Genomic DNA, 809 nt, shown 5'->3' with positions numbered 1-809 from the left:
ACCGGCAAGCAGGGCGACCTGATGGGCGGCGGCATCACCGGCGGCTACCAGCTGCGCCTGAATGACGCCCTGTCGCTCGACTTCAGCGTGGCCGTGGGCTGCCTGCACGCGGATTATGAGAAATACACGGTCATCGACGGCGTGCGGGTGCGCCGTGGAACGGAAACAAAAAACTGGTGGGGCCCGGTTAACGCGGGTGTCACCTTGGTATGGAAAATATATTAGAAAATCATGAATATGTTCAGAAAGAAAACAGGCGATTATTTGGACAAGTGTAGCATCCTGCTGCACGGGTATAAACTTTTTGCAGTCCTCCTCCTTGCCTTCGGCATGGCGGCGTGCGACGACGACAACACGGTTCCCGAACCGACCTCTACCTTCAAGCTGCACATCGGCGAGGGAAACATCGTGCCGATGGATTTGGGAGCCCCTGACAACTATCCTCCCGCATACATGGCGGTGCTGGTCATGGAGGATTTGCCTGCCGACGAGAAAATCATCTACGAGGGTAGTGTCTATTCAACCGAGAACCCGGAACCGGACTTGAGCGACTGCGTTTTCATTAATGACTATTCGGATTACGAGCCGTTCCTGAACTGGGACTGGGAGAAGGAGCCGCTGTATTGGCGGTGCCTGTACCTCCTCCATCCGCTGCCCGGCACGACGTATTACGTGCGGGGCTATGTGCAGACAAACAAGGCGGAGTACTATTCCAACACGGTTGAAATCCGCTCCAGCCTCACAGCACCGGTGGCGGAGAACCCCGACGCCTACGAGATACCCGTCATCTTCCACCTCTTTCCGGATGC

The 809-nt window shown here is 56.4% G+C and carries 1 protein-coding gene and 1 pseudogene; both read left to right on the top strand.

Annotated features, from left to right (window positions below; genetic code table 11):
* The coding region (locus I6E24_RS16490; protein ID WP_235329795.1) for a DUF3575 domain-containing protein at positions 1-225 on the top strand (225 nt) is incomplete at its 5' end.
* A gap of 12 nt (positions 226-237) precedes the next feature.
* Positions 238-809 (top strand): annotated as a pseudogene (locus I6E24_RS16485) (hypothetical protein); the annotation flags it as partial.

Source organism: Bacteroides caecigallinarum, assembly GCF_021530995.1.
Lineage (GTDB): Bacteria > Bacteroidota > Bacteroidia > Bacteroidales > Bacteroidaceae > Phocaeicola > Phocaeicola faecigallinarum.
The sequence above is the reverse complement of the archived record's forward strand: the minus strand, read 5'-3'. Positions and strand labels throughout refer to the sequence as shown.